The 21,549-nt window shown below is 65.0% G+C and carries 21 protein-coding genes; 9 read left to right on the top strand and 12 right to left on the bottom strand.

Annotated elements, in window-relative coordinates; translation table 11 throughout:
- Nucleotides 1–43 precede the first annotated feature (43 nt).
- Nucleotides 44–871 carry an outer membrane protein gene (locus GGD63_RS21320; RefSeq protein WP_183245121.1) on the top strand — a complete coding sequence of 276 codons (828 nt, stop codon included), beginning with the start codon at nucleotides 44–46 and terminating at the stop codon, nucleotides 869–871.
- Nucleotides 872–1,038: 167 nt separating this feature from the next.
- On the opposite strand, the gene GGD63_RS21325 is transcribed toward GGD63_RS21320, so the two are convergent.
- Nucleotides 1,039–2,100, bottom strand: coding sequence for a serine hydrolase (locus tag GGD63_RS21325; protein WP_183245122.1), 1,062 nt, complete (start codon nucleotides 2,098–2,100; stop codon nucleotides 1,039–1,041).
- Nucleotides 2,101–2,385: 285 nt separating this feature from the next.
- On the opposite strand from GGD63_RS21325, the gene GGD63_RS21330 reads away from it, so the two are divergent.
- From GGD63_RS21330 to GGD63_RS21340, 3 genes are all read left to right on the top strand, one after another.
- On the top strand, nucleotides 2,386–2,769 hold the full coding sequence (locus GGD63_RS21330) for a helix-turn-helix transcriptional regulator (protein ID WP_183245123.1): 384 nt from the start codon (nucleotides 2,386–2,388) through the stop codon (nucleotides 2,767–2,769).
- Nucleotides 2,769–3,260, top strand: coding sequence for an SRPBCC family protein (locus GGD63_RS21335; RefSeq protein ID WP_183245124.1), 492 nt, complete (start codon nucleotides 2,769–2,771; stop codon nucleotides 3,258–3,260). The genes GGD63_RS21330 and GGD63_RS21335 overlap by 1 nt, the downstream gene beginning before the upstream one ends.
- Nucleotides 3,261–3,465: 205 nt before the next feature.
- Nucleotides 3,466–4,308: a hypothetical protein gene (locus tag GGD63_RS21340; RefSeq protein WP_183245125.1), complete on the top strand. Its 843-nt coding sequence runs from the start codon at nucleotides 3,466–3,468 to the stop codon at nucleotides 4,306–4,308.
- Between the two features lie 63 nt (nucleotides 4,309–4,371).
- On the opposite strand, the gene GGD63_RS21345 is transcribed toward GGD63_RS21340, so the two are convergent.
- The 3 genes from GGD63_RS21345 to GGD63_RS21355 are packed head-to-tail and all read right to left on the bottom strand — an operon-like array spanning nucleotide 4,372 to nucleotide 8,025.
- Nucleotides 4,372–5,583, bottom strand: a complete 1,212-nt coding sequence (locus tag GGD63_RS21345; RefSeq protein WP_183245126.1) for an ABC transporter substrate-binding protein — start codon at nucleotides 5,581–5,583, stop codon at nucleotides 4,372–4,374.
- Nucleotides 5,584–5,624: 41 nt separating this feature from the next.
- A complete protein-coding gene (locus GGD63_RS21350) occupies nucleotides 5,625–6,476 on the bottom strand; it encodes a fumarylacetoacetate hydrolase family protein (RefSeq protein ID WP_183245127.1) in 852 nt (283 codons plus the stop codon).
- Nucleotides 6,477–6,501: 25 nt separating this feature from the next.
- Entirely contained in the window at nucleotides 6,502–8,025 is a 1,524-nt protein-coding gene (locus tag GGD63_RS21355; protein WP_183245128.1) for a bifunctional 3-(3-hydroxy-phenyl)propionate/3-hydroxycinnamic acid hydroxylase, read from the bottom strand.
- Between the two features lie 167 nt (nucleotides 8,026–8,192).
- Here GGD63_RS21355 and GGD63_RS21360 point away from each other — a divergent pair, with 167 nt between their 5' ends.
- On the top strand, nucleotides 8,193–8,867 hold the full coding sequence (locus GGD63_RS21360) for a TetR/AcrR family transcriptional regulator (protein WP_246785579.1): 675 nt from the start codon (nucleotides 8,193–8,195) through the stop codon (nucleotides 8,865–8,867).
- A 316-nt stretch (nucleotides 8,868–9,183) separates the two neighbouring features.
- Here the strand turns inward: GGD63_RS21360 and GGD63_RS21365 are convergent, their stop codons facing one another.
- The gene (locus tag GGD63_RS21365) at nucleotides 9,184–9,975 is read right to left on the bottom strand and encodes a DNA-binding transcriptional regulator (RefSeq protein WP_183245129.1); all 792 of its coding nucleotides are present in this window, start codon (nucleotides 9,973–9,975) and stop codon (nucleotides 9,184–9,186) included.
- 147 nt (nucleotides 9,976–10,122) lie between these two features.
- On the opposite strand from GGD63_RS21365, the gene GGD63_RS21370 reads away from it, so the two are divergent.
- On the top strand, nucleotides 10,123–11,106 hold the full coding sequence (locus GGD63_RS21370) for a VOC family protein (protein WP_183245130.1): 984 nt from the start codon (nucleotides 10,123–10,125) through the stop codon (nucleotides 11,104–11,106).
- A 21-nt stretch (nucleotides 11,107–11,127) separates the two neighbouring features.
- Here the strand turns inward: GGD63_RS21370 and GGD63_RS21375 are convergent, their stop codons facing one another.
- Entirely contained in the window at nucleotides 11,128–11,790 is a 663-nt protein-coding gene (locus tag GGD63_RS21375) for a response regulator transcription factor (protein ID WP_183245131.1), read from the bottom strand.
- On the bottom strand, nucleotides 11,787–13,172 hold the full coding sequence (locus tag GGD63_RS21380) for a sensor histidine kinase (RefSeq protein ID WP_183245132.1): 1,386 nt from the start codon (nucleotides 13,170–13,172) through the stop codon (nucleotides 11,787–11,789). The genes GGD63_RS21375 and GGD63_RS21380 overlap by 4 nt, the downstream gene beginning before the upstream one ends.
- A gap of 192 nt (nucleotides 13,173–13,364) precedes the next feature.
- On the opposite strand from GGD63_RS21380, the gene GGD63_RS21385 reads away from it, so the two are divergent.
- The gene (locus GGD63_RS21385) at nucleotides 13,365–14,222 is read left to right on the top strand and encodes a DUF3280 domain-containing protein (protein WP_183245133.1); all 858 of its coding nucleotides are present in this window, start codon (nucleotides 13,365–13,367) and stop codon (nucleotides 14,220–14,222) included.
- 86 nt (nucleotides 14,223–14,308) lie between these two features.
- On the opposite strand, the gene GGD63_RS21390 is transcribed toward GGD63_RS21385, so the two are convergent.
- From GGD63_RS21390 to GGD63_RS21400, 3 genes are read right to left on the bottom strand one after another with little or no spacing between them, the layout of a single operon-like run.
- A complete protein-coding gene (locus GGD63_RS21390) occupies nucleotides 14,309–15,340 on the bottom strand; it encodes an L-idonate 5-dehydrogenase (protein WP_183245134.1) in 1,032 nt (343 codons plus the stop codon).
- A 27-nt stretch (nucleotides 15,341–15,367) separates the two neighbouring features.
- Nucleotides 15,368–16,135, bottom strand: coding sequence for an SDR family oxidoreductase (locus GGD63_RS21395; RefSeq protein WP_183245135.1), 768 nt, complete (start codon nucleotides 16,133–16,135; stop codon nucleotides 15,368–15,370).
- Nucleotides 16,136–16,147: 12 nt separating this feature from the next.
- A complete protein-coding gene (locus GGD63_RS21400) occupies nucleotides 16,148–17,347 on the bottom strand; it encodes a mandelate racemase/muconate lactonizing enzyme family protein (protein ID WP_183245232.1) in 1,200 nt (399 codons plus the stop codon).
- A 177-nt stretch (nucleotides 17,348–17,524) separates the two neighbouring features.
- On the opposite strand from GGD63_RS21400, the gene GGD63_RS21405 reads away from it, so the two are divergent.
- On the top strand, nucleotides 17,525–18,292 hold the full coding sequence (locus GGD63_RS21405; protein ID WP_183245136.1) for a GntR family transcriptional regulator: 768 nt from the start codon (nucleotides 17,525–17,527) through the stop codon (nucleotides 18,290–18,292).
- A 126-nt stretch (nucleotides 18,293–18,418) separates the two neighbouring features.
- A complete protein-coding gene (locus GGD63_RS21410) occupies nucleotides 18,419–19,783 on the top strand; it encodes an MFS transporter (protein ID WP_183245137.1) in 1,365 nt (454 codons plus the stop codon).
- 147 nt (nucleotides 19,784–19,930) lie between these two features.
- Here GGD63_RS21410 and GGD63_RS21415 read toward each other — a convergent pair whose 3' ends face one another.
- On the bottom strand, nucleotides 19,931–20,167 hold the full coding sequence (locus GGD63_RS21415) for a hypothetical protein (protein WP_183245138.1): 237 nt from the start codon (nucleotides 20,165–20,167) through the stop codon (nucleotides 19,931–19,933).
- 111 nt (nucleotides 20,168–20,278) lie between these two features.
- Nucleotides 20,279–21,529 (bottom strand): arsenic transporter, encoded by a 1,251-nt coding sequence (locus GGD63_RS21420; RefSeq protein ID WP_183245139.1) that lies wholly within the window; start codon nucleotides 21,527–21,529, stop codon nucleotides 20,279–20,281.
- Nucleotides 21,530–21,549 lie beyond the last annotated feature (20 nt).

The following is a 21,549-nucleotide window of genomic DNA, read 5'->3' on the forward strand; positions in this document are numbered from 1 at the left end:
GCATTCGAAACGCGAATTTTGTCGCGTGGGCAAGGAGACTGGAATGAAGAAGTTTTTGCTGGCGGTCGCATCGCTTGTGCTCGGCACCGCCTCCGTGCAGGCCGCCGACCTCGCGGCGCGCTACACCAAGGCGCCGGTGATGGCCCCGGCCTATGACTGGACCGGCTTCTATGTCGGCGCCAACGTCGGCGGGCAGTGGGGCAGCGCCGATCCGACCACCTCGACCGTGTATTCGCCGACCGGCTATTTCGCGACCAGCAGCGTCCCCGCCATCAACACCGTCGGCGCCCAGAGCCTCAACAGCTCCAGCGTGACCGGCGGCTTCACCGCGGGCTACAACTGGCAGGTCAACCACGCCGTGCTCGGCCTCGAAGGCGACATCAACTATCTCGGCTTCAAGGGCAGCGTGACCGGATCGGCGCTCTATCCCTGCTGCGCACCGACCGGCTTTACGGTGTCGTCGTCCGTCTCGGCCGACTGGCTCGCGACCATCCGCGGCCGCATCGGCTTCCTCGCCGCCCCGACCTGGCTGCTCTACGCCACGGGCGGTGCGGCCATTGCCGAGGTGAAGGGCAATTTCAACTTCACGGACACGTTCGCGGCCGCAACGGAATCTGCGGCGATCCGCGATACGCGCGTCGGCTGGACCGCGGGCGTCGGCACTGAATATGCGTTCGGCGGCGGCTGGTCGCTCAAGGCCGAATATCTCCATGTCGATCTCGGCCGCGCCAGCACGACCAGCACGAACCTTGCTTCCTTCGCCGTCGCATTCCCGAGCAATGTCTACACCCATTCGGTAGACATCAAGTCGGACATCGTGCGTGTCGGCGTGAACTACAAGTTCGGCGGACCTGTCGTCGCCAGGTACTGAGCTTCATCCCGCTTGCGGATCTGGCGTGGAAAGCCCCGGCCTAAAGCGCGATGAGATTGGGATCAATCGTCATCGCGCTTTAGGTTGTTGTTGACGCATGATCTTTCCGGAAAACCGCTTCGCACTTTTCCGGATCATGCTTGAGCTTGGGCTTTCTGCTTTTGAGCTCAGCCACCGTGCGAGGCGACCAGATGCGCGAGGGCGGGAAGGATCTTGTAGCGCGCGATCTCGTGCGGATATTCGCCGCGATTGGCGAGCAGCACGATGCCGATCCGCCGTGCTGGCACGAGGCCGAGATAGCCGGAGGCATTGTTGAGCCCGCCCGGCTTGTCGACGATTGTGACGCCGGGCAGGCGCACGGTCTCCCAGGCCATGCCTTGCCCGAATGTCTCGTCGACGCGGAAGGTCTCGTGCTGCGTCATCCGCAGCGCCTCGCGCAGATGCGGGTCGACCGAGCGGCTGTCGAGGCAGGCCGCGACGAAGGTCGAAAGATCCCGCGCAGACGAAAACATCTGGCCGGTGCCGGGAAAATCGAAATAGCTCTGCTGGCTGCCGATCGGGCCGATCGCCATGCCCTGATCCGAATAGCCCTGGACCACGCGCTGCATCCAGGCCGCGTCCATGACGGCGCGGTTGTCCTCGCCTCGCTCCGGCAGAGAGGTCGCGGTCATGCCGAGCGGTCCAAGGATGCGCTGCTGGAACAGCGTTGCGATCGGCGCGCGGTAGCAATTTTCGAGCACGAGCTGGAGCAGCACGTAGCCGGCGTGGCTGTAGATGCGTTGCTTGCCGGGCTGCTCGCCAGCCTGCGGTCTCCACGCGTTGAGCATCTCGATGAACTGCGGGCGCGAAAACTGCTCGTTCGGCCAGGGCGGATGGTCGGTCGGCAGCAGCAGCCCCGACGTATGGGTGACGAGCTCGCCGACGGTGACGCGGCGGATGTCGTCGCCATCAAGCTCCGGAAGATATTTTTGCAAGGGATCGTCGAGCCGCAGCTCGCCGCGAAGCGTACCGAGCGCGACCAGCGTTGCCTCGAACGCCTTGCGCAGCGAGGCGAGGTTGAACAGCGTATCGGGCGTCACCGGCCGTCGTGTGGTGTCGTCGGCAAAGCCATAGGTGAAGAACTCGACATGGCGGCCGGCATAGAGCGCAGCGGCGAGGCCGCCCGGATGATCCGGCGTCGCGGTCGGCGCGAGCTCGGCAGCGACGATGTCGCGCAACTGCGCGATCATGTCGGAATCCGCAGATGCGCGGCGCGGGCCAAGCGCGATCGCAAGAGGAATGAGCGCGGCCCGGGCGAAGCTTCGCCGGGTGATCGGGGATGACATGACAGCAGGCGGAACGTGCTCGAATGATTGATGCTTGTGCGCCCCCGACCGTCTTTTAGCGGGGAGGGGCCCGTGTCCCAATTCACGATTCCGCGTTGTGGGTTCCGCGTGGCGGGCTATGAAGTTTAACTTAGCCGATCAGCTAACAATTATTGACACCCATCGCTCGGGGATCATATAGTTAGCTCCATGGCTAACCAATTATCCCGGCTCGACCAGATCTTCGCAGCCCTTGCCGATCCGACGCGGCGGGCGATCGTGATGCGGCTGTGCGCCGGCGAGGCTTCGGTCGGCGAACTCGCGGATCCCTTCGACATGGCGCTGCCGAGTTTCATGAAACACATCCACGTGCTCGAGGCGAGCGGGCTGGTCGAGTCGGAGAAGTCCGGCCGGGTGCGCACCTGCCGGCTCAGTCCGGACGCGCTTGTCGGCGCGGAAGACTGGTTCCAGCAGCAGCGCGCGATCTGGGAGGCGCGGCTCGACCGGTTCGAAGCCTATGTGATGAAGCTGAAGAAGGAGAGGGCGGCCGCCAAGCGGCCGTCACGTACAACCAAGAAGAAAGGTTCCGAGTGATGACGAATTCTGCCAATCCCGCCTTGTCGCAATGGTCGCTCGACCGCGAGATCGTGATGTCGCGCGTGATCGACGCGCCGCGCGACCTGGTGTTCGAGGCGTGGTCCGACCCGAAGCATCTGCCGCAATGGTTCGGGCCGAAGGGCTTCAAGGTCGAGACCTTCGAGATCGACGTCCGCGTCGGCGGCGTCTGGCGCTTCAATATGATCGGCCCGGACGGGACGGTCTATCCGAACCGCATGCGTTTCCGCCGCATCGAGCGGCCGTCCTTGATGGAGATGGATCACGGCGTCGACCAGGATGATGATCCCGGCATGTTCCGCTTCACCCTCACGTTCGCCGAACAGAGTAACGGCAAGACGGTGCTGATGATGCGGCAGCTGGCCTCGAGCACCGAACAGCGCGACGGCATGATCGGCTTCGGCGCCGTCGAATACGGCTACCAGACGCTGGATAAGCTCGCGGCGTATGTGGCGGGGATGAAGAGATAAGTCCCCGCATGATTCCAGGGGCTCCGGATAGGTGTCCCTGGAACGAACTTGAAACGGAGGGGAGCGCAGCCGCTTTCGCGATTATGCCAGCGCGCAGTGCTATTATGACAGTATCATGACATCGATTTCTGTCGCGTCGTGCTACTGAATTATGACAGAATTGCTACCGCTAGATGTCACGTCGATTAAAGCGGAGCGATTCATCATGTTGCAGTGGCAGGCGCGGTCAAATCCCCTCGCGTGGTGGTGGGGGTCGCTGACGCTTGTGAGCAGCGCCAACATCCTCGTCTGGTTCATGCTGTACCGCGAGTTCTACCCGACGGTTGCAGGCAGTGTCGGCGGCGGCTCCGATATCGGGCTGATGTTCCTGCTCTGCGCCGGCTACGTGTTCGGCTGCGCCTTCCGCTCGGTGCTGCCACGCGCCGACGTCCAGCGCATCTGCCTGTTCGACACCTGGCTCTCCAGCGTCTTCGTCGGCCGCTCGGTCGCGACCGTGGCCGAGGTCTGCTTCGCCGCGCAATGGGCCATCATCCTGCATCAGCTCGGCAAGATGGCGGGTGCCGAGACGGCGGTGAACATCGCGCTCGTGATCGTGCCGGTCATCATCATCGCGGAGTGCTTCTCCTGGTACGCGGTGGTGACGACCAATTTCCTCTTCAACGCGATCGAGAACTCGCTGTGGGCGGTGACCTTCTTCCTCGCCGGCATCGCGCTGTGCCGCCTGATGCCGGAGTTCCAGGGCGCGGTGCGCTGGGCGCTGATCGCCGGCATCGTCGGCATTGCCTGCTTCCTCGCCTTCCTCGTCACCGTCGACGTGCCGATGTATCTCAGCCGCTGGCGGGCAGGGCACGCCGAGGGCAACAAATTCCTCGGCCTGCTCGAAGGCCTGCATGACGTCGCGACGCGCTGGGTGGTGACCCACGACATCGCGCACTGGAAGGGCGAGCTGACCTGGATGTTCCTGTATTTCAGTGCCGCCGTGTGGTCGAGCCTCGCGCTCTGCGCGCTCTATGCGATGGAAGGGTATCTGACGCGCTATCTGGCCTGAGATTGATTCTTGTTTTTACGCGTTTTCTTCACGCGAACCGGTTCCACTTCGCTTGAGAACGCTCTATTTGCCGACCAGGCTGCATTTGCTGCGGTCGAGCGGGCGGAAGGCCTGGTCGGGCGGGATCGTCGCGACCAGCTTGACGAAGTCCCACGGGCCCCTGGATTCCTCCTGCGTCTTGACCTGCACCAGATAGAGATCGTGCACCATGCGCTGGTCCTCGCGGATGCGGCCGTTGGTGGTGTAGGCATCCGACACCGGTGTCGCCTTCATCTTGGCCATCACGGCCGCGCTGTCGTCGGAGTCGGTGTCCTTCACCGCTTGCAGATAGTGACGCACGGCGGAATAGACGCCGGCCTGGATCTGCGAGGGCATCGCCTTGCGCCGCGCATAGAATGCATCCGAGAATTTTCGGGCAGCGGGCGAGACGTCCTCGAAGAACGAGGTGACGATGAGGTCACCGCGCGTAGCCTTCAGCCCGACCGATTCGATGTCGACGTTCTGAAACGACATCGGCACGATCTTCATGCCCTGCGCGGCAAGGCCGAATTCCTCGGCCTGCTTGATCGCGGTGGCATTGTCGCCGGCGACGTTGATGGCGAGGATCTTGGCGCCCGACGACTGCGCCTGGAGCAGGAAGGAGCTGTAATCGGGCGTGCCAAGCTGTGCCTTCACGCTGCCGGCGACCTTGCCGCCGAGCGCCGCGATGCGGTCGCGCGCGGTCGCCTCGATCGAATGGCCGAAGGCATAGTCACCGGTGATGAAGAACCATGGCTCCTTGCTGGTCTGCATGATGCCGGAGACGACCGCTGTCGCGGTGGAATAGGCGTCCTGGGTCCACTGCACGCTGGTCGGCGCGCAGGCGTCGTCGGTGAGCTGGTTGGCGCCGGCGCCGGAGACGAGGAAGATCTTGCCGTTGCCGCGCACCAGCTCCTGCACCGCGAGCGCAGCGCCCGAGCTGCCGCCGTCGGCGATTGCCTGGACGCCGTCGCTGAACCATTTGCGGGCGAGCGAGGCCGCAAGGTCCGGCTTGTTCTGGTGATCGGCCTGCAAGATCTCGATCGGCTTGCCGTTGATCTTGCCGCCGAACTCCTCCGCCGCCATTCGCGCCGCCTCGACCGAGCCCGGGCCCATCGCGGTCGCGAACACGCCGTTCATGTCGGTGAGCACGCCGATGCGGATGGCGTCGCCCTTGATCTCGGCGCGCGCGGGGAGGCTTGCGAGCGCCAGTGTGATCAGCAGGAAGGCGGTAGATGTCGTGCGAATGGTGGTCATGGCGTTTCCTGATTTTATCGTTGATTGATCGGTCGAGGTGGTCAGGTCGCCTCGGCGATGACCTTGTTGCGCAAAATTCCGATGCCGGAGATCTCGACCTCGACGGTGTCGCCCGGGCGCATCCACAAAGGCGGCGTGCGCTTGGCGCCGACGCCGCCGGGTGTGCCGGTGACGATGACGTCGCCGGGGACGAGCGGGCAGATCGTCGAGATGTAGGCGATCAGCTCGGGGATGGCGGTGATCAGGAGATCAGTGGTGGTGTCCTGCACCACGGCGCCGTTGAGCCGCGTCTGCAAGCTGAGCTTCGACGGATCGGGAATTTCATCAGCCGTTACCAGCCACGGGCCGAAGCTGCCGCTCTCGGCAAAAGTCTTGCCGGCGAGGAACTGGCTGGTGTGGCGCTGCCAGTCGCGGATGCTGCCCTCGTTGTAGCAGGCATAACCGGCGATATGGTCGAGCGCACGGCTCGCGGGAATGTGCCGGCCTTGTTTGCCGATGACGAGCGCGAGTTCGCCCTCATAGTCGAAATCGTCGCTCACATCAGGCTTCACGATGGGCTGGAGGTGGCCGACCTGGCTGCAAGGGAAGCGGACGAACAGCGCCGGCTTCTCGGTGACGGTGCGACCGGTTTCGGCGACGTGGTCGCGGTAGTTGAGGCCGACGCAGATGATCTTGCCGGGATCGGGGATGACGGGGGCGAAGGCGATCTTGTCGAGCGGATGATCGGGGTTAGCGGATGCGACGATCTTCGCCGCCTCGGCGAGGCGACCGGCTTCGAGCAGCTGCCGCAGCGTGGCACAGGGCGCCATGCGCGCGCCAAGATCGACGACGCCATTGTCCTTGACGGCCCCGAAGGAGGCGCGTCCGCCGGCGACGAATGAGAGTAGCTTCATGAGATGTCCTTGAAAGTGGGTTCGATCAGGCCGCGGACGGCGCTTGGGCTGGAGGAATTTGGGTTGCAGGAATGACGGCGGCGACGAGCCGTTCGAGCTCGGTCTCGTTGCGGGCGGTGCCGCGGATGTAGCGGTCGGGACGAGCCAGTGCGGCGACGATGCCGTGCTCACGCAGCCAGTCTCCGACGCCTTCGGCGTCGTCGTCGGCAAGGATCTCGATCCCCGCCTGCGACAGCGCGAGGCGCGAGGGCAGTGCGGCCGCGGTCTCGACGAGCAGCACATGATGATAGCCGGTCCGGTCGTCGCTGCGGCGTCCGTCGCTCAGCATGAACTGCGGTGCGAGATGTCCGGCCAGCAGCAGGTCGCCGAACGCGAGCCCGGGCCCGAGCAGGGGCTTCTTCACTTCCAGCCTGACCGGCGCGTTCTCGCGCGCTTCGCCGGCGGCAAGGCCGGCCTCGATCGCCTTGGTGTTGATGACACCGCCGAGGCGAATGGCGAGCTCGATGAACTCGCGCACGTGCGGCAGCCGTTCGCTCTGATAGGTGTCGAGGAGATCGGTGCTCGCGCCGCCGCGGATGACGTCGGCGAGCTTCCAGGCGAGGTTGGCGGCATCGCGGATGCCGGCGCACATGCCCTGGCCGAGGAAGGGCGGGGTCTGGTGCGCGGAGTCGCCCGCAAGCAGCAGCCGACCGCTCCGCCATTGCTGCGCGATCGCCGAATGAAAAGTGTAGACCGCGGCCCGTTCGAGCTCGGCATCGTCGGGCGTAATCCAGCGCGACAGCAGTTCCCAGACCTTTGCCGGCTGCGCGACGTCGTTCGAATCTTCGTCCGGAAGGACCGTGATCTCCCAGCGGCGTCGCGTGCCGGTGCCGCGAACATAGGTCGCCGGCCGCCTGGGATCGCAGTGCTGGAGGCTGTAGTCGCCGAGATCGTCGCGCGCGCGCTTGAGCAGGACGTCGATCACAAGCCAGCGCTCGTGGAAGCCGAGATCATCCATCCCGGAGCCGATGAAGCGGCGAACCAGAGAGCGTGCGCCGTCGCAGCCGATCACATAGCCGGCGCGGACCTCGTTGAGCGTGCCGTTGGAGAGATCCTCATAGCGGACGCGCACGCCGGTCTCGTCCTGGTCCAGCGCGAACACCTCGCAGCGGCTGCGCAAGGTGACATGCGGCCAGCGCGAAAGGCCGCCGATCAGCACGTCCTCCAGATCGGGCTGGTGGAAGCGGTAGCTGAGATGCCAGCCCATCGGCGTCGGCGTCTGCGGGCGCGACCAATCCAGCAACATCGTGCCGTTGGCGTCGAGGAAGAGCATGCCGGGGCTGAGGATGACATGTGGCAGGATCGCATCGGCAAGGCCAATGGTCTGGAATACGCGCATGCATTCGTCGTCGAAATGCACCGCGCGAGGCAGATGATAGGCCTGCGCCTCGCGTTCCAGTACCAGCGTCCGCACGCCGCAAAGGCCAAGCAGATTGGCCAGCGTGGCGCCAACGGGGCCGCGGCCGACGATGACAACATCGAATTCCGAAATGGCGGATTTATCTTGCATGGGGACATCTTTGTCCCCGGGCGGGCTGCCGCTTCAACGCTGCTGCGCCGAGTGTCCGTCCAGCGGACAGATGCGCTTCGGGCGCGGACGTCTCGGCCGGACAAGGCCCGCGCATGGTCAGCTCTTGCAATGAGCGTACGATTGCGTATATGTACATCTGAACATATATGCAGGTGATCATGGTGAAAGCCAGAAGGAAGACCGCTGTGCCGTCGCGCCCGCGAGGGCGCCGTAGCAAGGATATGCCGGATGGCCGCGAGGCGCTCCTGGCGGCGGCCATCCATGCGTTTGCCTGCCATGGTTTCGATGGCGCCGATCTGCGCAGCGTTGCTGCGGCTGCCAATGTCAGCGCCAACCTTGTTCGCGTTCATTTCGGCAACAAGGCTGCGCTCTGGGAGGCGTGCCTCGATCGAGTCGTCGCGCTTGGGCTTCCGGCCATGGCCGGCGTCCAGGAGATCGCCTGCGATTCCGAGCGCCCGCTCGGTGAACGGCTTTGCGGCGTGATCTCCGCGATCGCCGCCTTCTATGCTGCGCATCCGGATGTCAGGGATTTCGTCCTTCGGCATGCCACGGAAGTGCCGGAGCGGGCCGTGCTGGTGTCGGATCAACTTCTGCGTCCGGCCTACGCGACGGTTCGTCAGCTTTTTTCCGCCGGTATTGAAGCAGGCATCATTCGCAGTCGCCATCCCGCGCTGTTCTTTGCGCTTCTCAACGCTGCGCTGAATCAGCCGCCGGCCTTTCCGATGCTGCTGAATCGAATTGCCCCCGAGATCGACCCGGAAACTTCTCGCGATCTGCTCGTCGAGACGACCATCGCGACGTTTCTTCACCTTCCATCATGACGCTGGACGACATCGCCAGCCTTGCCAAGCGCCAACGCGAGAGAGTGAGTATTCCCATGCAATTTCGTCTTGTTCTTGCCTTGCTGAGCGCAACGATCACGCCGGCCCTGGCCCAGTCCGGCCCGAGCGAGGCTGACCAGCGCCAAGCCTGCATGGGAGACGCCCTTCGGCTTTGCGCCGCTTATGTTCCCGATCGGGACCAGATCAGGAGCTGCATGGCCGCTCAGCGAGATCAGCTCAGCCCACAATGCCGCGCCGTTTTTGATGCGTCCTCCCAGGCGGTGAGTTCACAACGGCGTGCCGGGTCCAGAGCACCCTAGGACTCGATCGAGATGGCGGCCGCCGTTTCGCGCAGCGGTGCGACGAACCCGGCGAGGGCTTCGTCGAGCGAAAGCGCCGACCGGATCCAGATAATCGAGATGCAGCCGAACACAACTTCATCGCGGATGATCGGCACGGCGATCGAGGCGGTCTTGGGATTGTATTCGCCTTCAATGCGGATCGCGTAGCCGCGCGCCTGCGTCTCGGCGATCATCTGATCGAGGCGGCTTTGGTCGAGGAAGGGGCGGTCGTCGACCTCATCGATGCGGCGCAGATGATTGATGATCAAATCGCGCTCGCGCGCCGGGCAGGCGGCGAGATAGGCGCGGCCGGCCGAGGTTCGCAGCATCGGCAGGCGCTTGCCGATCATGCCGCGGTCGATCGAGAGCGGGCTGCGCGAATGCGTGGTTTCCTGCACCACCATCGCGGCGTTCTCGTAAGTCGAGAGGTCGACCGGCCAGACCAGGGTCTTGCTGAGCTCGGCGAGATAAGGCGCCGCCGCCTGGCAGATCACCACGCCGGGGTCGTAGCCATCGCCGAGGCTCAGGGCGAGCCGGGTGACGCGAAAACGATCATCGCTGGCGCTGCGCGCGACATAGCCGAGTTCCTCCAGCGTCTCGAGCAGGCGGTAGACGGTCGGGCGGGGCAGGTCGAGCGCGCGGGCGACGTCGCCGGCGCGAATGCCGCCGGAGCGGTTGACCTCCTGCAGCACATCCAGCCCGCGCTTGAAGGCGCGGACGCCCTCCGACTGCCGCGGCTGTCCGTTCCGCGTCCGCTCCTTGGACACTTCGTATTTCCTCCCTTGTGGCGCTCGGCTGCGCGATTATCGTCTTTGCGAACGCGAAGCGATTGCGGAACGTCACCGTAGGATCGTGCGCGGCCGGTATCAAGTTCGCCGCAGTGCAGCGGGGGCGATGCCTTTGGGAGAACGTCGATGGAAATCACCGCGCTCGGCTATATCGGGATCAACTCGTCGCAGCTCGACCAATGGGGCCGGATGGCGACCGGGCTGCTCGGCATGCAGCAGGTCGATCGAGGCGGCAAGATGCGCGCCTTCCGCATGGACGATCGCAAGCAGCGGCTGATCGTCGACGGCAGCAGCGATGCCGGGCTGGCCGTGATGGGCTGGGAGGTGCCGTCGACCGCTGAACTGGATCAGCTGGCGGGCCGACTGGAAAGCCACGGCGTCAAGGTCGCGCGCGGCTCGCGCGCGCTGGCCGACGAACGGCATGTGGCCGAGCTGATCACGTTCGCTGATCCCGCCGGCAACCGGCTGGAGGCCTTCTGCAAGCCGGAGCTCGCGAGCGAGCCGTTCAAGCCGGGTCGGCCGATCTCGGGTTTCCGCACCGGAGCGCTCGGCATGGGGCACGTCGTGCTCAATGTCGAGGACGTCGAGCCGCTGTTGCCGTTCTATCGGGACGTGCTCGGCTTCCACGTCTCGGATTTCGGACTCAAGCCTTACGGGCTCTATTTCTTCCACGTCAACGGCCGCCACCACTCCTTTGCGATGGTCGGCTCCGGGCGCAAGGCGATGCATCATTTCATGGTCGAGCTCGGCAGCCTCGACGATGTCGGGCAGGGCTACGACCTCGCGCAGCTCGAAGATGGTCGCGTCGTCTATACGCTGGGCCGGCATACCAACGACCACATGACGTCGTTCTACGTGAATACGCCCTCCGGCTTCTTCATCGAATATGGCTGGGGCGGGCGCGTCATCGACCCCGAAACCTGGCAGCCGCACGAGACGTTCGACGGCCCGTCGCTGTGGGGCCACGAGCGGCTCAACATGCCGGAGGAGCAGCGCAAGCGCCTGCGCGACATGCGGATGGATGCGGCTGCGCGCGGCGTGCGCGTCGCCGATCCGCGCGTGCCGCCGCTCAACTGCGCATGGCTGGACTCGGTCGTCGCGCGCGAATGATCGGTCGCTTCTCGGCGTCGATCACGCTTCGCCGAGATCGACCTGCGTAAGCAATCCCTGGCGCAGCGCCAGGCGGACCAGCTCGATGTCGGAGCCGACGCCGAGCTTGTCCTTGATCAGGGAATGCAGGTTCGCCACCGTCTTCGGGCTGACGTGCAGCGTCTCGGCGATCTCGTCCGTCGTCCTCTCGGCGAGCAGCAGCCGCAGCACCTCGAACTCGCGCGGCGTGAGCACGTCCGCCGCCGAGCTCTCGCCGGCGAGCCGGCTCAGTGCGAGCTCGTGGTCGATATCGGGGCTGATGGCGATCCTGCCGGCGAGCACGTCCATCACCGCGCGCACCAAGGTCTCGGGCGGGCTGGTCTTGGTGACATAGCCCCGCGCGCCGGCGCGGATCGCCTGCACGGCAAAGCCGGCATTCTGGTGCATGGTGAAGACGAGGATCTTTGCGCCCTTGTCCCGTTGCCGGATGCGCCTCACGGCCTCGATGCCGCCGATGCCGGGCATACTCAAATCCATGATGACGAGATCCGGCGCCTCGGATTTGTACAGCCGGTAGGCCTCCGCGCCGTCGGACGCTTCGGCGACGACACGCAGGCCGGGCTGCTTCTCGAGCACCGAGCGATAGCCCTCGCGGACCACCGAATGGTCGTCGACCAGCAGGATGGTCGCATCGCCCGCGCTCATGCCGCATGATCCAGGAACTGCCGATCGACGGCTTCGAGCGGAATGACGACACGCAGGGCGGAGCCGCCGTTCGGTCCGGCTTCAAAGCTCAGCCGGCCGCGGAGCGCCGCGACGCGTTCGCGCATGCCGAGCAGGCCCATGCCCGATTTCGCGGCGGGCTCGTTCGACCGACCGTCATCGTCGATCGCAAGCGCGATCTCGTCGGGACGCATCGTCAATTCCAGACTCACCCTGGTGGCGCCGGCATGCTTGGCGGCGTTGGTAAGGGCCTCCTGCACGATGCGGTAGAGGTTGGCGCTGACCGCGGCGGGCAGGATCTCGAAGGCGCCGTCGAAACGGATCGAAAACCGCGTCTCGCCGTGGCTGCGCCCGTTCCAGCCGGCGACCAGGCCTTCGAGGCTGGCGACAAGCCCGAGCTCCTCGACGTCGGGCGGCCGCAGCCGGAACAGCGTGCCGCGCAGCGTCTCCATCATGCCGGTTGCGGTCCGCGAAATGCCGTCGCATTCGGACAGCAGGGACGGGCAATCCTGCGCGGCAGTCTGGCGGGCGGAGGAGGCCAGCGCGCGGATGGCGGCCAGCGACTGGCCGAACTCGTCGTGCAGCTCGCGGGCGAGATGGCGGCGTTCCTCGTCCTGGAGCGCGATCAGTTTCCGCGTCAGCTCGCTGCGCTCGGCAAGCGCGGTGTCGAGGCTTTGGGCGAGATGGTTGAAGACATCGCGGATGGCAGAGAGCTCGGCGAGGTCGAACGGCGGCAGTCGCGTCGTGAGGTCGCCGGCGGCGATGCGTTCGAGACCGGTTCGGATCATCCGGGTGGGCCGCAGCGCGCGCGCCAGCGCGGCGTAGACCAGCGCGCACAGCAGCGGCAATGCGATCGCAAGCGCGATCATGAGACGGCCGGCCTCGTGCCAGGCCTCGGCAGTCTGCACCGCCGGATCGACCGAGACCACGGTCTCGCCGAGCTTCGTGCCGCGCACGATCACCGGCCGCGCCGCCTCGCGGCCTGGGTCGAACAGGCTGCGGTAGAAGGCGGCGAAGGCCTGCGGCGGCGGGCTCGCCGGGGCAGGCGCGCCGCTGCAGAAGCGCTGCAGCATGTCGCCGCCGGGGCCACGGAATGCCAGGCACAGGCCGGGCGTCATCACATAGGCCGCGACGGGATCAAGATTTGGAAAGTCCGAGCGCGGGCCGGCCACCCACTGGATCTTGCCTTGTTGCAGCTCCAGCGACTTCGCCACAATGGCGGCAATGCTGTCGCTGCGCGCGTGCGCCGCGCGGTCAGCCGTGACAAGGAAATAGGCGGAGATCGCGGCGAAGCAGGCGGCCGATATGGCGGCCACGCGCAGCGTCAGACGGACCTTGAGATCGAACCTCGGACGGTTCCACATCGGCAGGCACCTGATGCGAACGGAATTGTCGCCACTGTATTAAACGGCAGAACGCAGGCGGCGGGAAGCGTTCCCGCCGTACTGCACTGCAACGTCGTGAAATTTTCCCGGCGTTCGTCGGGACAGTCACGGCTGCGCGGTCTCAGGCGACCCGTCCAGATTTGCGGGGCCGCTCCATCCCACGAGGCGTTCATGCACCGCTCCCGGTTGATTCTCGCTGCTGTTCTCCTGTTCGTCCTCTCTCATTCGCCGGCCGGCGCCGAGGCCATCGGCGTTGCCATGGACGATTTCAGCTATACCGACACGTCTGCCGAGCCGGCCAACCAGACCGCGGCCCACGAGCGGCGGCTGTCGGCGTTCATGGCTGCGCTCAGGCGGGATGTCAGTGCGGACGGTCGCTACCGGCTCACGCCATCGGCCCAGGACGGCGCGGCGTTCAAGGTCATCGGCGGCATCCAGAAGACCAGCACGCTGGTGCAATGGGCCAAGGTCGCCGTGATCGATGTCGGCGCCAAAAAGCTCGTGATGGACAAGCTCTACACCTTCCGCGGCGACAATGATGAAGCATGGGAGCGGGCCGAGATGTTTGTCTCCCGCGAGGTGATGGCCGCGCTCGCTACGCCCGCGCCGGTCGCGCTGGCTGTGTTCGAGTTCGAGCTCGAGGACACGACTGCTGCGTCAGGCGGTGCGTCGGCCACGTCGGATGCGTCGTATCTGGCCGAAGTCACCGCCAGCGTGCGCGAGTCGCTCAGCCAGTCCGGCCGCTACCGCATCGTCGATGTCAGCGGCGAGACAACGAAGGTGCACGCCTTGCGCGACTGTGGCGGCTGCGAGGCCGGGATCGCGCAAAAGCTAGGTGCGGACCAGTCGCTGATCGGGGTGGTGCGGCGGGTCAGCCGCACCGAATACACGCTCGGCTTCCAGCTCCGCGATGCCAGGACCGGTGAGGTGCTGACGCGCGGCGACAGCGGCCTGCGCATGGGCGCGGACTATTCGTGGAAGCGGGGTGCGGTCCGCCTGGTCAGCGACCGGCTGATCGAGAGCCAGTAGCTTTATTGTTTGAGCATGATCTCCGCGCAAACGCGTTACGCGTTTGTCGCGAGGGAAAACCGCTGCACACTTTCCCGGATCATGCCCTAGAACGTCAGCTGCACCTTCATCGACTGCGAACGGTCGCTGGCGAGCTCGAAGGCGGCGACCGCGTTTTCGAACGGCATGGTCGCCGTGATCAGCGGCTTGACGTCGATCAGGCCTTCGCCCATCAGCCGCACCGCCAGCTCGAACTCGGGATCGAAGCGGAAGGTGCCGCGGAGCTGCAATTCTTTGGCGACGATCGAGTTGATCGGCAGCGTCATCTCGCCGCCGAGGCCGAGCTGCACCAGGGTTGCGCCGGGCCTGAGCACGTCGAGCGCGGTGCGGAGCGCGGCCTGGTTGCCGGAGGCCTCGAACAGCGTGTCGAACACGCCCTTGCCGGCGCGCCAGGGATCGAGCGCGGTGGCATTGGTCGCGACGTTGACGGCATGCGTGGCGCCGAGCTTTTTCGCAACCGCGAGCGGGGCGTCGGCCACATCAGTCACCACGATTTCGGATGCACCGCCGAAGCGCGAGACCAAAATCATCAGCGCGCCGATCGGGCCGCAGCCGGTGATCAGCACGCGCTTGCCGAGCAGGGGGCCGGCCTGCTTGCCGGCATGCAGACACACCGCGAGCGGCTCGGCCACCGCGGCTTCCGCGAGCGAGAGCTTGTCTGAGATCGGCACGGCCTGCGTCGCATCGACCGTGATGAACTCGCGAAAGCCGCCCTGCACATGAGGAAAGCGCATCGCGCTGCCGAGGAAGCGCATGTCGAGGCACTGGTTGCGCATGCCTTCCTGGCAATGCAGGCACGTCCCGCACGGCTTGCTCGGATTGACCGCAACGCGGGTGCCTGATTTCACGCTGGTGACGCCGTCACCGACCGCCGCAACCACGCCGGCGATCTCGTGGCCCAGCGCCATCGGCTGCTGGATGCGCACGACGCCGAAACCGCCGTGATGATAGTAGTGCAGGTCGGAGCCGCAGATGCCGCCATTGGCGATCTTGACGCGGACCTCGCCCGGACCGGGCGCGGGATCAGGATAGGTATCGATCCGCAGGTCCTTCGGGGCGTGAATGACGACGGCGCGCATGGGTTGCTCCTTCGTTGTCTTCGCGGATCACATCGCGGCGATCATGCCGCCATCGACATAGATGATCTGGCCGTTGACATAGGTGGAGGCATCGGAGGCGAGGAAGATCGCCGCGCCCACCAGCTCGTCCGGCTTGCCCCAGCGCTTGGAGGGGATGCGGCCCATCAGCCAGTTGTTGAAATCGGCGTTGTTGACCAGCGCCTCGTTCATGTCGGTGAGCATGTAGCCGGGGCCGATCGCATTGGCCTGGATGCCGTGCTGGGCCCATTCCACCGCCATCGAGCGCGTGAGGTTCTTGATGCCGCCCTTGGCCGCGGTGTAGGGCGCGATGGTGGGGCGCGCCAGCTCGCTGCCGAGCGAGCCGATATTGATGATCTTGCCGTGCTTGCGCGGGATCATGCGCTTGGCCGCCTCGCGACCGATCACGAAGGCGCTGGTGAGGTTGGTCTCGATCACCTTGCGCCATTCGTCAGTGGTGAACTCGACCAGCGGCTTGCGGTGCTGGATGCCGGCATTGTTGACGACGATGTCGACCGCAATGCCTTGTCTGTCGAAGTCGTTGAAGGCGGCAACGATCGCGGGCTCGTCGGTGACGTTGAAGGCCGCGCCTTCGGCCTGGTAGCCGGCGGCGCGAAACTCGGCGACGGCCTGCTCGACGCGCTTTGGATCGACGCCGTTGATGATGATCTTCGCGCCGGCCTTGGCCATGCCCTCGGCAATGGCGCGGCCGAGGCCGCGGGAGGAGCCGGTCACGAGCGCGGTGCGGCCGGAGAGATCGAAGAGGGAGGTGCTCATCTCAAGAATTCCTCAGACGTTGGAGCGGCGCACGGTGAGATCGCTGCGCTCGAAGACAGCAGGCAGGAGGTCGACGCCAAGGCCGGGGCCTTCCATCGGGAAAACGTAGCCGTCCTTGATCACGGGCATCGTGGTGACGAGCTCATTGTACCAGCCCTTGTAGAAGGCGCGGACCGATTCCTGGATCAAGGTGTTGGGCTGGCTGAACGACATGTGGATGGCGGCGATGAAGCCGATCGGGCCGATGCAATCGTGCGGCGCGAAGGGACGGTGATAGGTCTCGGCCATCGCCGCGATCTTGCGGCCTTCGGTGAGGCCGCCGGTCCAGCACAGATCGGCCATCACGACATGCATGGCGTCGCGGTCGAGCATGTCCTTGTAGGGGAAGCGCGAGCCCAGCGTCTCGCTGGCGCAGACCCAGACGTCGGTGGAACGGGCATATTCGGCCAGCGCCTGCGGCGAGTTCATCCGGATCGGGTCTTCGTACCAGGTCGGCTTGTAGGGTTCCAGCGCACGTGCGATCTGCTTGGCGGTCGGCAGGTTCCACAGCGAGTGGAGCTCGACCATGATCTCCATCTTGTCGCCGACGGCTTTCCGGATCTTCTCGAACGGCTCGATCGCCTGCTTCATCTGCGCGGCGGTAATGTAGAGGCCCTTGTTTTCCTGCGCCGCCGGGTCGAACGGCCAGATCTTCATGGCGGAGATGCCGCTTTCGAGCAGGCTTTCGGCGAGCGCATCGGCATGGTTCATGAAGCCGTCGAGATCTTCGTAGGGACCTTTGGAAGCGCCGAGATTCCAGTTCGCGACCGGGCTGATATTGGTCGAGCGGACATATTGCGTGCCGGCGCAGGTGTTGTAGATGCGCTGTTTGTCACGACAGAGGCCGCCGAGCATCTGGTGCACCGGCTGATTGCAGACCTTGCCGAACAGGTCCCACAGCGCGATGTCGATCGCGGAAGCCGCGCGATACTCGACGCCGGTGGAGGACTGCGCCATCGGCAGGTTCAGCATGTCGCGATGGATCGCCTCGATGTGCAGCGGATTGCGGCCGAGCAGGCGGCCGGCAAAGGTGTCGTGGATCTGCGCCTCGACCGCGCCCGCACCATAGAAGGTTTCGCCGAGACCGATCACGCCGCTATCGGTGTGGATGCGCACCCAGATGACGTTGGAGAATTCCTCGGTGCGCAGCGTCTCGATCGACGTGATCTTCACGGCCATTGTCCTCCCATTACGGGCGCCTCGCGCCCGACGTCTCATTTTGCATTGCAACATGTTGCAGGTCGTGCGGACGTCTTACGCCTGCTTGTAATATATCACAACATGTTTTAAGGGTGCCACAAACAAGGCGCCACCTAGCAACGAGAGCGCGGGCTGACGGGAGAGGACGACATGGCACGGCGCAAGCGCACGCTCGAGGTGGTGAGACACGATGACGACGGCGAGGGCAGGCCCTCCCGCCGCAACCGTCTCAACTTCTTCGAGCTGGCCTATCAGAGGATCGAGGAACTGCTCGTTCACTGCGAGCTGAAGCCCGGACAATTCATGACGATGCTGGAATTGCAGCAGATCACCGGCTTCGGGCGCACACCGGTGCATCACGCCGTCAATCGTCTCTCCGCCGACACGCTCATCATCATCCGCCCGCGTCACGGCCTGCACATCGCGCCGATCGACCTGGCGCGCGAGCGCATGCTGCTTGGCCTGCGCCGTGACATGGAGCGCTTCGTGATCCGCCTTGCGGCCGATCGTGCCAGCCTGTCGCATCGCAATCAGGCGCTGCACATCGAGCGCCTGTTGCGCGAGCGCCGCGCCAGCCTGACCCTCGACGAATTCAACAGCATCGACCGGCGCATCGACGCGCTGGTGCTGGAGGCGGCCGGCGAACCGTTCCTGGTGCACACGTTGCGGCCGCTGCACACGCTGTACCGCCGCATCGGCTACATCCATCACCGCTTCATGCCGGGGCAGGCCGATCTGTCCGGCACGATCGACCATCATCTCGCCATTCTCAGTGCCGTCGCCAGCCGCCGCGTCGAGGACGCCGTGAAGGCCAGCGATGCGCTGATCGACTACATGGGCGAGATGTTCACGGGCATGGAGGCGGGGATCGATCCGCGCCTGCTCGATTGCAGCATCGAGCCGCTACTCGGCGCGTAGAGCATGATCCGGAAAAGTGTGCAGCGGTTTTCCGAAGAGATCATGCTCAAAACAACAAGCTAAAGCGCGATGACGATTCATCCTGATCTCATCGCGCTTTGAAGAGTTTTGAAGAGAGGACCAAACATGCAGACAATGGCCATGCCACAACCGACCGCGAGCGAGGCCGCGGTCCGCTACCTCATTACGAACTACAGTCCAAAGGGTAACAAGGTCGGCTGGCTGATGATGGCCTCGATCCTGGTGGAGGCTTGGGATCTCTACTCGATCGCCTTCGTGCTGATCTTCATCAAGGAGCAGTACAATCCCGATCCATTGATGCTCGGCCTCGCCGCCGCGGGCACGCAGGGCGGCGCCCTGATCGGCGCGCTGCTCGGCGGCTGGCTGTCCGACAAGATCGGCCGCCGCGTGATGTTCCTGGTGACGATGGTGCTGTTCATCGTGCTGGCGCTGGCGCAGGCCTTCGTGCCGAGCGTGGGCTGGCTCGTCGTGATCCGCTTCCTGCTCGGCATCCCGCTCGGCTCGGACATCTCGACCGGCTACACCTACATCATGGAATCCATGGCCAAGGGTGAGCGCGAGGTCATGGGCAACCGCTGGCAGTTCATGTTCGCCGTGGGTGAAGTCCTGACCATCGGCGTCATCGTGATCTTCCTGCTGATCGACATGCAGCACGAGATGCTGTGGCGCGTGACGCTCGGTCTCGGCGCGGTGCCGGCGCTCATCATCCTGATCATGCGCCACGACGTGCCGGAGACGGCGGTGTGGCTGGTGCAGAAGGGACGCTACCGCGAGGCCAAGCAGGTCGCGCGCGAGATGTTCAACGACAATCTCGACATGCTGCCGGACCAGGACGTCAAGGTGCCGAAGGTCTCGACCCGCGCGTTTCTGGCTGACCTCAAGAAGGATCCGATCCGCTGGCGCGCGACGGTCTACGGGTGGATCGCCTGCTTCATGCAAGCAAGCGAGTTCTCGACCTTCGCGTTCTACCTGCCGGTACTGTTCGCGATGGTCGGCGTCTCGTCGATTCTCGGCAACAATCTGGTGACAATGGCGCTGTTTGCCTTCGCGGGGCTGTCGGGCTGGGTCGGACCCTTGCTGACGCCGAAGATCGGCCACCGTGGCATCTCGATCGCCGGCTTCTCGATCGTGCTGGTATCGCTGCTGTTCGCTGCCTTCGCGCTCTACACCGGCAACAAGATGCTGCTGCCGTTCGCAGCGGCCGGCATGCTCTGGGGCCACTATTGGGACGCCTCGAACTGCATGACGATTCCGACCATGGTCGCTCGTCCGCAATACCGCGGCACGGCGAGTGGCTTCGCCTACATGTTCGTGAAGCTGCCGTCGTTCCTGGCGATCTTCCTGTTCCCCTCGCTGTTCGCCGCGATCGGACAGGCCAACGCCACGCTGTTCGTGGCGATCTTCCCGCTGATCGGATTGCTCGCCGCAATCTTCATCCTGCCGGAAGTTTACGGCTACGAGAACGACTGACAAATTGCCCGGTCGCGGCCTTAAAGCGCGATGAGATTAGGTTGAATCGTCATCGCGCTTTAGCTCTTTGTTTGAGCATGATCTTTTCGGAAAACCGCTTCACACTTTTCCGGATCATGCTCTAGGGCCGCGATCGGGCTTCTCTCGCTACGGGCTCAAGAAGATGGGATCGATCCCGACTCCGTGGCCGAGCAGGCCGATCGCCTGGAACTGGGCGGTGTGGAAATCGATCTGTACGATGGCAAACAGGGTGAACAGCGCCGCTGCGGAGAAGATCAGCAGGGGATGAGACGTCTCAGCTCGGCTCTCGTTCGGCGGAATGAAACCTTGAATCGCGCGGCGCAAGGAGAAACTCTGCGGCAGCGCCTTTGATTGAATCTGCATGATGAACCTTCCTTGCCGCGGCATGTCTGAAGCACGCGACAAGTGAACTCTAGCCGCGGTCGCACGGCCGGCATTGATGCACCGCAAACAACTACAGTGAATTCGCTGCCGCTACCTGATCGCCGCCGCCAGCGCCGCGATCAAAGCGGGCGGCGTCACCAGTAGGCCGAGCTTGAGGAAGGGCCAGGCGCTGAGCTCGATCTTCTCCCGCCGGAGCGCAACCAGCCAGAGGATGGTGGCGAGCGATCCCGTCACCGACATGTTCGGTCCGAGATCGACGCCGATCAGGATCGCGCTGACGACCGGCGCCGGCAGATGATCGCTGGCGGCGACCGAGCCGGCGATAAGGCCGACCGGAAGATTGTTGGCGATATTGGTGCCGATCGCGGTGGCGATGCCGACGCTCCAGGCGGCCTGGGGCACCGATTGCGCGACCGCCTGGTGCAGCAGCGCGCTGAGCTGTCCGATCACGCCCGTCTTCACCAGCGCTTCCACCATCACGAAGAGGCCGCCGACCAGCGGCAGCACGCTCCACGACACGCCCCGCAGCACCGGCAGCGGGGACTGACTGCTGAGCAGCAGCACGAGCGCGGCCGTCGCCACGCCGCAGACAAAGGTCGGCAGGCCCAATTGCTTGTCCAGCGCAGAGGCCGTGACCAACACGATTCCGATCGCGACGATGCCTATTGCCGTCAGCTTGCCGCCGCGGCCGAGCTTTGGATGCGGCACGCTGCGAGCGATGGTCTCTTCCTTGAGCGCGCGGTGCTGGGTCAGGCGCAGCACGACATAGGTGAGCAGGATCGAGGCCGCCGAGGGCAGGGCGAACAGGCGCAGCCATTCCGTGAGGTGCGGCATGCGCGCGCCGAACACGACAAGGTTGGCGGGATTGGAGATCGGCAGCACGAAGCTTGCGGCGTTGGCGATGAAGGCGCAGACGAAGAGATAGGGTAGCGGCTTTGCGCCGGCCGCGCGCGTTGCGGCATAGACGGCCGGCGTCAGCACGATCGCGGTGGCATCGTTCGAGAGCAGCACGGTGACCAGCGTGCCGACGAGATAGATCAGCAGGAACAGCCGCTGCGGCGAGCCGTCTGCATACTCGACCGCGAGCGCGGCGAGATAGTCGAACAGGCCCTCGAGCCGGGCGAGTTCGGCGATCAGCATCATGCCGATCAGGAAGAGATAGACGTCGAGGCCTTTCTCGATGCCGACAAGCGCGTCCTGCCACGGCAGGAAGCCAAGCAGCACCAGCGCGGCGGCGCCGATGACGGCCCAGATCGCCTCGGGCAGGCGGAACGGGCGGATAATGACGCCTGCGGTCGCAGCGACGATGATGCTCCAGGCCCAGATGGCGTCAGACGGCACGTTCAGTCCTCAATGTGGAA

It is taken from the genome of Bradyrhizobium sp. cir1 (assembly GCF_014198245.1).
In the GTDB taxonomy this organism is placed as follows: domain Bacteria; phylum Pseudomonadota; class Alphaproteobacteria; order Rhizobiales; family Xanthobacteraceae; genus Bradyrhizobium.